The organism is Thalassospira sp. UBA848, from assembly GCF_002295455.1.
Lineage (GTDB): Bacteria > Pseudomonadota > Alphaproteobacteria > Rhodospirillales > Thalassospiraceae > Thalassospira.
This window is the reverse complement of record NZ_DBGS01000071.1, coordinates 26,538-35,186: the sequence shown is the minus strand read 5'-3', so window position 1 is coordinate 35,186 and position 8,649 is coordinate 26,538. Positions and strand designations below refer to the sequence as shown.

7 protein-coding genes and 1 tRNA gene are annotated in these 8,649 nt (G+C 50.4%); 5 read left to right on the top strand and 3 right to left on the bottom strand.

Translation table 11 applies throughout. The annotated features are described in order from the left end of the window. Positions 1-183: 183 nt before the first annotated feature. The 5 genes from B2R48_RS09905 (at position 184) to B2R48_RS09885 (ending at position 3,409) form a co-directional block, all read left to right on the top strand. Positions 184-260, top strand: a tRNA-Met gene (locus B2R48_RS09905). Positions 261-539: 279 nt separating this feature from the next. Next, positions 540-1,544, top strand: a complete 1,005-nt coding sequence (locus B2R48_RS09900) for a helix-turn-helix domain-containing protein (protein WP_296999704.1) — start codon at positions 540-542, stop codon at positions 1,542-1,544. Further along, on the top strand, positions 1,532-2,446 hold the full coding sequence (locus B2R48_RS09895) for a hypothetical protein (RefSeq protein WP_296999702.1): 915 nt from the start codon (positions 1,532-1,534) through the stop codon (positions 2,444-2,446). The genes B2R48_RS09900 and B2R48_RS09895 overlap by 13 nt, the downstream gene beginning before the upstream one ends. A gap of 121 nt (positions 2,447-2,567) precedes the next feature. Further along, a complete protein-coding gene (locus B2R48_RS09890) occupies positions 2,568-2,819 on the top strand; it encodes a hypothetical protein (RefSeq protein ID WP_114097180.1) in 252 nt (83 codons plus the stop codon). Continuing rightward, a complete protein-coding gene (locus B2R48_RS09885; RefSeq protein WP_296999698.1) occupies positions 2,819-3,409 on the top strand; it encodes a zeta toxin family protein in 591 nt (196 codons plus the stop codon). Before B2R48_RS09890 ends, B2R48_RS09885 begins: the two co-directional genes overlap by 1 nt. 129 nt (positions 3,410-3,538) lie before the next feature. Here the strand turns inward: B2R48_RS09885 and B2R48_RS09880 are convergent, their stop codons facing one another. The 3 genes from B2R48_RS09880 to B2R48_RS09870 all read right to left on the bottom strand — a co-directional run bounded on the left by B2R48_RS09880 (position 3,539) and on the right by B2R48_RS09870 (position 8,204). Next, positions 3,539-5,800 carry an AAA family ATPase gene (locus B2R48_RS09880; RefSeq protein ID WP_296999696.1) on the bottom strand — a complete coding sequence of 754 codons (2,262 nt, stop codon included), beginning with the start codon at positions 5,798-5,800 and terminating at the stop codon, positions 3,539-3,541. 129 nt (positions 5,801-5,929) lie between these two features. Then, positions 5,930-7,552: a recombinase family protein gene (locus B2R48_RS09875; RefSeq protein ID WP_296999694.1), complete on the bottom strand. Its 1,623-nt coding sequence runs from the start codon at positions 7,550-7,552 to the stop codon at positions 5,930-5,932. Between the two features lie 76 nt (positions 7,553-7,628). Next, the gene (locus tag B2R48_RS09870; protein ID WP_296999692.1) at positions 7,629-8,204 is read right to left on the bottom strand and encodes a BRO-N domain-containing protein; all 576 of its coding nucleotides are present in this window, start codon (positions 8,202-8,204) and stop codon (positions 7,629-7,631) included. Between the last annotated feature and the right edge of the window lie 445 nt (positions 8,205-8,649).

Sequence of the window (8,649 nt, the reverse complement as noted above, 5' to 3'; positions counted from 1 at the left end):
GAAACCAGCCTGCGCCGATGGTTCTTTGTCTTAAGGCACGGGAGAGTAGGTCCCCGCCGGGCCTTCCAAATACAGCAATCCATATTCCCTATAAACACTCCCAAACATCCAACGCCGCATCATCCCAGACGCGGCGTTATCTGTTTGAAGGCAGACACAGCCAAAACAGAATACACCCACTGACGCGGGGTGGAGCAGCCCGGTAGCTCGTCAGGCTCATAACCTGAAGGTCGCAGGTTCAAATCCTGCCCCCGCAACCACTCTTTCCGATCCGTCGAGTTTTGAGATATAGACTCGACGGATTCGCGAAACAAGAGAAAAAGTTCGGGGACACTCCTCAAAAAGAGGAGACGGCAGTTCCGAGTTTTAGTTTTTCCTGACTTTTCAAGAATTTAGACAGCAAAAAACCCGTCGGCGGCAACCAACGGGTCTTTGAAAAGGCTTAAACTGCCTCAGTGTGGAAATCTGAGAACCAGTTTAGGTAACGGGATCGCTTTGTCAAGTGCAAATGCGAGAGCAGAACTCCGCCGATACCAAACATGACATCCCTTTATACATACGCCGAAATCCGCAAGGGTGCCGTACAGTCCGCACCTGTCGGAACATCTGCCGTTGCCCGCTGGCAATGGGTGCAGAACGAGATATTCGATCACGAGGATCTCAGCACTTCGGAGATCTGCGTTGCCGTGGTTCTGGCATCGCACGTCAATGACCGAAGCCAGAACTGTTTTCCGAAAATTGAAACCATCGCCTGCGAAGCCGGGTTATCAGAGCGCAAGGTGCGACAGGCTCTTAAACGACTTGAACAGCTTGGTCTGATCCGGCGTTTGGTACGGAGTGCCGGACGGCTGCGCAACCGCAACGCCTATCAACTGGTGGGGCTGGGAACCAAACCGGCATCTGGTTCCCTCAAACCGGCATCTGATTCCGGTGTTAAACCGGCATGTGGTGCCGGTTCCAATATGAACACGGATAAAGATGATAACACGGATGAGAAGGAACAGGCCCATGCTACAAGCGGCATGGGGGCCGTCATCCTGCCTTCCGTCGATGATCAATGTCTGATTCTGGCAAGAGAGTGGCAGCGCCTTTGTGCCGAGCCCTGGACGCTGACCAATGCCTGTTTGCGTGTGAATGAGGCGATTGACCGTGTCGGGTTTGATGCCGTTCGGCAGGCATTGGAAGGTGTTAGACGACAGGGAAAAAGGCCTTCACGGCTTGGCGTGCTGGATATTCTTGATGGGTTGGTTACGGAATGCTCCGAGCAGGAAAAGTCGGATGCCATTCCTGATCCTTGTGACCCCTCTGATCCCCCGGAATGGCAAGAGATAAGCCAGATTGTTGCACAGGCGGACATTCCCGGATGTCGAAATCCGCGTCTCTGGCTATCGCAGATCCGCGCGGTTGTTAATGGCAACACAATCGATTTGAAAGCCCGGAACAGATGCGTTCAGGATATGGCGCGTCATCACTTGATGCCCATCATTGAACCCGTTGCAGAACGTCGGGGATTGCTGATCGGAGATGTGTCATGCGTGAGCTGACGGCGTCCTCTGATCATGTTCCTGTCTCGTTCGAAGTCCAGCTTGAGGTGTTTCGTCATCAGGCGGCTGGCTTGTCCCGCATTCGGCGCTGGAATGGTGCCTGTGATGTCAGTGTTGCCCAGCACTGCGTGCAGGCTTGCGATCTGGCGTCCCCAGAGACCGCCGGTTATGCTGTGATCCACGACATTGAGGAGTTTGATACCGGCGATATCACGACCCCGGTCAAGAATACCATGCGTGCGCTTGGTGTCTGGCAGCGGTTTGAAGACGAGATTGTCTTGCCGATCCGGCGACGGTTCACGTTGCTGGCTGGTTTGAAATGGCCATGGCCGGAAGGCGTGATCGGGGAAATCCACGAGATTGATCAGAAACTCAAGGCAACCGAATATCGCGATTGTGTTGACCTGTCGCTGGTGAGGTTATCCGCCGGGGATCTTGCCGAACCCTATTCGGATTACATGTTGCCCTGGAGTGCGACCAAGGCAGAGAATATCTTTATGGAACGTGTCCGCAACGTTTTGCCAAGCATGGCAATGGGTGATGCTGGCGATGTGATAGAGCATTCAAATTGTTCTGGCCGCCTGGCAGAAGGCGTTACATACAAAGATCACGAACTGATAGCGGATGCACATGCTGCCATCGCTGCCCTGATGAACGAGGCCCGTCAGACGAAATTGCGTCTTTCCGAGTTGGAACAGGCCTTCAAAACGCGCCAAGAGCAGTACTTGCGAACAAGCGACGGCATGAAAAAGATGTTTCCGGAACAGCGAGAGGCAGCATTGCAGTTCCGTGCCCAGCACTCTGCTGATTTGGCGCATCAATCAGGGATGAGAAATCGGCTTGCCTTCATAGAATGCGAGATCGCTCACTGGCAGGAGAGAATTGCTCTGGCTAGAGCCTGACCTGAAGGAAATGGAGACTAGGGATCGATAAGTGCGATATTGCGTTTTTTCAACACGTATCAATGGTGTATAAGAATCCATGCCTTACAAACATGCAGACAAAGTGCAGCAAGGAAATCTCATGCCGGAAATCACATTTGAGCAGGTGACGAATGCCAGAGGGGCGGATAGCCGCAAGCTCTGGCTGGAGTTTGAGAAGCAGCTTGCCAATGACGATGGTCGGGCAGCAAAAGCCCATCTCGAAGCTGGACGACCGGTATTCTATTGTGACCCCGCACATGAAGGCAGTATTGTCCGGAAATGGCCCGATGGCCGTTGCGAACTCGTGTCTGTCAATGATGATGGCACTGTTGAAGTGCTTCGCGCCATCTGATGGCTCAGCTTTGGATTGTTGCGGGTCCGAATGGGGCGGGCAAAAGTACGCTCGTCGAGCGATATAACCCGGCAGAACCACAATCCTTGCCGGTGGTTAATCCGGATAACATTCATAAACTTTTTCCCGAGCGTGGCAGGGTTTATGCGGGGCGGGAAGCTATTTTACAGCAGGAAGCCCATCTTTCCGGTGGTACTTCGTTCATCATAGAGACGACCCTTTCCGGGCAGCGCGAGCTGCAACTGGTGAAAACTGCCAGATCGAAAGGCTACGGTATAAATTTTGTTTATGTCGGGTTGCCTGATCCGTCGCTGTCAATTGCCAGGATCGCGCAGCGCGTCGCAGCCGGAGGCCATCATGTGCCCTCTGAGGATGTAAAACGTCGTTATCCGCGAAGCCTTACAAGGCTTGCCGAGTTTATCGGAGTGGCGGATCGGGTTTATATTTTTGATAATTCGCGCGAGCGCAGCAGATTGCTTTTGTGTCGTGTGAAAGGACGTACGCGAAAAGTCGCAAGCCAATTGCCGTCTTGGCTCAAGACAGCTATTCCGCGTGCATTTCAGAAGATCGACCGGGGAATGTCCATGTGATGAACCGGCAGGATTTTGCCGGGTGTATTCCTGTTTGACATTGTTAGGGGCTCAGAAATACGCAAGTCAGAATACTATGACTGACGGTTAGAAAGGTGCCGAGGGTTTTATTTCTAGACGGTTTTACAATCAGTTGGATACCGGTTCTACAGGCGTAGCTTCCGCTTCTTGCTGGGGTGTGGCAGGCTGCGATAGGGCGACATAGTCGTCACCCATCATCATCTTGAAGTGTCCTCCGTGATCCGATTCCTCAAAGATTCTTTGGAATACGGCAAGATATCGATCAACTTGCCCTGGGTCACAGGTCATATACAAATCATCTGCCGCGAAGTGTGATCCGTCATTCACCCATGACAGCAATGTGCTGCAGATCATTTTGTCATGACCGTCGAATTTTTCGATAATGTTTTCAGGTCTCATGCCGCCGTAGAATTTGAAATAGTGTTCAAGTATTCTGCGCATGACGTTCTGGATTGCAGTATCAGAAGGCGGTTTCTGTCTGACTTCTCGCCAGAGAAGTTCATAGCTCGACTTAATAGGGTTTTCCTTAAAATATACAAGCTCAGAGCGTTGCGACGTTTTTTTTACGACCCAGAATGTTTCATCATTCTTCGCCATGTCGGCACTACGATTTCTATCGAACGTTACTTCCTTGTGGAAATATATGTTGTGCGTGAGCAGAAATACCTGCTTGATGGGGCTTTCCCCTGTACGCATTTTGGCAACAATAACCTTTATTAAATTACAAACGATGAAAAGTATGTCTGCATCAAGGCTCGAAACGGGGTCATCGAATACAACCACCTTGTCATTTATGCCGCCGCTTGCACTGAACGATCCATCGATCAGAGAATAGAAATATAGAAACGTGATGAAGGACTTCTCTCCTTCACTTAGTGTTCGTTTCGCATCACTTCCATCTGCTCGTTTAACCTGATAGAACCCGCTATCCTCCCCTTCGGCGAGGTGGAAGTTATTAAAGCCAAATGACTTCAAAAGCTTGTTGATGGCATCAATTGTTGGCTTGATGCTGGTAATCTTGCGCTCGTTTTCTTCTATCTCTTCCTGTTTTGTGGCAAGACTCTTTGATTGGATTTCTATCTGGGTTTCTAGCGATTTGATCGCTTTATCAAGCCCATCAGAGGCCGCTTTGAACTTGTCGTAAATCGCCTTTGTGTCTTCGAGCAGCCTCTTCCAAACTTGCGATGTCAGTTCCTTCTTGCGTGCGGCAATGTTGATGACTGTATCGTTGTTGGCTTTTATCTTCTTATTCGCTGTGCTGATATGGGTAGTCACAGCTTCGAAAAGTGGGGTTGTATCAGTGAGTGTTGCTGGGGCGCTGGGCTCTTTTCGCTTAGCAACGATGTGATCAATATTGCCATCCAGAGCAAGGCGAAGAGTTGCGACATCCCTCTCAAAGGCTTCGCGGTCAAGAAAAGGCGATTCAATATACTCAGCGGCGTTGTAAGCGTTCAGAACTTCCTTTACAGCACCTGTATAGTCAGCGTGTAGCTTGTCAATGGCGGCGAGGTCGGCGATGTAATTCTCATCGAAATACGCCTCAAGGCCCTGCTTGAAGGAAGCATTTGTCTTTTGCTGGCAGAATGGGCACTGGTCTTCTAGTTGTCTGAAATATTGCCGTCCTTGCTGAACCCAGTCGCTGTTGCCTAGCTTTTCGATCAGCGCCGCAATGTCCACATCTTCTTTACCGATAATCTTCTTCTTAAGGATTGCAGAGCCTTCCATCATTGGAAACGTCGAACTGTCTTGAGGAGGAGGTAACAGCTCCGCCTTGGTTAACGATCCTGAAAAGACGGTTGTCGCAGCTTCACGGAGCTCTGCAATATCCCTCATTGTTGCGACATTGCTTGACGCTTCTGTGAGATATCGAGCGCAGAAGTTCTTCTTGTTATTGTTGAGACCGGCGAAAGCCATTTCCAAGTCATCAAATTTCTTCTTGGCGTTCCAAACATCCTCAACAAGCTGAGCGTCTAACGCTTCACGTTCTTTCTTCTTTCCGCTTTCGTTATCGTCACCAAAGAGAGTCTTCCGCAGTCCAGTCAGCTTAGACTTGATCTCATCAGCATCGCTTTTGAGAAGTTTAATCTTGTCTGTGACCTCAACATTTTCTCCAAACGTGTATATGCCCTTTATGTTGCTTTCAGCATCGAAGTGCTTTTCGACAAAATCCTTATTATAGACACGGGTTTCGAGAGGAATATTGTCTGACCATGCTATTTGGCAGGTGCTCGGCCCCTCGATAACACGAGAAATTGTTGTCTTGCCCGATCCATTTGAGCCGAAGATAAAGTTGAGCTTCTTCAGTGCCTCAAGTTTAGTTCCGGTGGCATCGTAGATACCAACATTAGCTAAATGTATGCTCTCTATCATGCGACCGTCCGATCTTGATTCTTTATCTTAGGTTACAGTAATGTTCAACCTAAGGTGTTTCAAGTCTCTGAATTTTTCGGCGTGTTCTTGTCAGGCAAACAGAAGCTCACTGTTGATTCGCAGGGCTTATTATGAATGTCGTTTGTCCGCAGTTATGATTGCTGCAAAGTCAAACGTCACTTCGCAGCTTTGCTCCCAGCATTCCTCAGCCTCATTCCAGATGACGTGAATGGTCAGTCTGTCGATGATCCGGCGCAGCGGGACGACGGCTTCCGGATCGCGTGACCAGGTTTGCAGCTTTGCGACCAACTTGTTGTGGCAAGTGACAATGCGGTCGATGCTTTTGGGCAGTGTTGTTTCGGCCAGTTCCCGTTCACATCGGGAGATGTCGAGTTTCAAGCGATGAATCTGTTCTGACTTGTCGTCAAAAAATGCACGGATTTCGTGAGACCTGGCATCTGGTCCCAAGGCATCAATGACCTTGTTGAGGCCGGTGCGGACAGCCTCAAGTTCCTTATTCAGTTGCGCGATCTCATATTCCAGTTTCGTGCGTTTCTGAACAATTTCTGCGCTGTCGAAATGTGCCATAATCATATTGCGATCAAGGGTGCTGATGGCGTCAATCACGAACGCGATAATCTGGTCATAATTGAGGCTCCGGTTCGGGCAGCCTTTCGATTTGCAGGAATAGTGCCGGGCATAGGTCGCAACAATCGGCTCGCCATGCTTGCCGCAATAGAGCTTGCCGCCAAAGACCGCATTCGCGCGTTTGCCGGTAATGGCTTGGCTTCGCCGCCATTCTCGTGACCGATTGATCGAGATTTCACGCTTTTCCTCCTCGGTCATGACTTTCGGGGCGAGTTTACGCTCACGCTGTCGAGCTGAACGTTGATCAAGTGAACGTTGCACGCTGGCAAACAAGTTTTCATCGACAATAGCCAGTTCGGGGATTGGCACTGTTACCCATTCGCTTTCCGGACGCATCACCGAGAGACGTTTGCCGGTTTCCGGATGCTTGCGATACTGCATCTTGTTGAACGTTATGGCGCCGTTATAGAGCGTCTGTCGCAGCAGGCCGGTCTGGCGGACAAAAGAACCGACAAGTGTTGTCGGGGCCCATTGGCCTCCGTTTGGTGCGTCGATACCGCGTCGATTGAGGTCTTCACAGATATGTTTGAGTTTCTGACCGGACGCATAGGCAGCAAAGATATCCTGCACGATTGCAGCTTGTTTTGGATTGATTGTTCGCTTGCCGCGTATCGGCTCGCCTGCTTCATCAAGTGCGTGCACGAGATCATAGCCGTAGAGTTTGCCGCCTGGTACGCCGCCACGCAGGACGGCGGCAATAACGCCTCTGTGGGTTTTTTCGGCCAGATCCTTGAGATATAGAGCATTCATTGTGCTTTTCAGGCCAATATGCAGCTCGTTGATCAGCCCTTCGCTGACAGTTTCCATCGGGACACCGAGGAAGATCATTTTCTTGAAGAAATTGGCTGTGTCAGCCTGATCGCGACTGATGCGGCTTAGATCTTCTGCGATGACAACATCGAACCGACCGTCAAGCGCACCGATCAGCAAGGCATTGATGCCGGGGCGATTTTCGATGTGCGCTCCGGACAGGGCCTCGTCGCGATAAATCTTAACGACATCATATCCCTTGAAACGGCAGAATTCCTGACAGCGACGGATTTGATCTTCTGAGCTCGTCCCTTGTTTGTCAGTCGAGTGACGAGCGTAAATTCCAGCTCTCAAGGAAGCCTCGTATTCTGGTTATATTCTTGTGATGGGTGAAGCGGACGGAGCAGCGTCAAAGGTCCATAGAGGCGGATTAATGCAATCGCCTTTGCCAGCTGACCCATTCCGGCATGTAGGTGCCAATACCCGGAGCGAGGATCTCGGCTATGGTTTCGTCATTGAAATCAGTCTTTTCGAAAAGCTGGCGGGCAACGCCCTTGAACTTGTCGTGGGTGAGTTTCCCTTTAACCAATGAACGGTTCTCTTCGAGCAGGCTGATTTTGTCACGAAGCGCTTCGATCAGTTCATGCTGGTCGGTGCCTTGGGCTGCCAGTGTCGTGTCAGCATGATGATATGCGCCGGTTTTGCGGATGGATGGCAGGACTTCGGATGTCACCCACTTTTTGAAGCGCTTTGCTTCCGGCTTCCTGCTTCGAAGGATCAAGGAGTAGAGACCGCTTTCGTTAATAATCAGCAAATTCTGGTTACCGCCAGCGGTACTCACAATGTGTGTACCCTTTTCATCTTCATCGAGATTTCGCAAACCGTTTTCTGCATCCCGGTAACCAAGTGCTTTGCAGACGTCTGTACCCACAGTCCAGATATGGCCATCAATTTCGATGGCACGCAAATCGACGTTATCGAAGTTAAAGGTAATGATTTCGCTCATTTCGACCCCTTGCCTGTCGATGATACGCATTCCGCTCTGGTTGTAGACGCGCATCGGGATTCTTTTGATTACTCGACGGGAGGACTACTGCGCAAGGGTAAAAAGGCATGTTCTCGTAAGGATAGGAATATCAAAAAAATCAATAATAACAGTGCATTGCCAATGAGTGCCAGAAAGTGCCAAAGATTGACGGGGATTGCCAGTTTGTGCCAGTCTGTGCCAGAGATTGCACAACTTTACCCTGTCGTTGTGGGGGCAGGATAGGTTTGGTGGGCCCACCAAACAGCCCGAACGGGCTTCCTGCTTATTCGCATGGCGGTGCCATGCTCAACGGGAGATGAAATTTTGAAAGAGATAAAAAGGTGGATACCTGCGAGCGGCGCTTTTAAATGTTTCGCAGTTTTTAATTCGCTCTTGGCGATGATGAACGAACATCGTTTAGCGG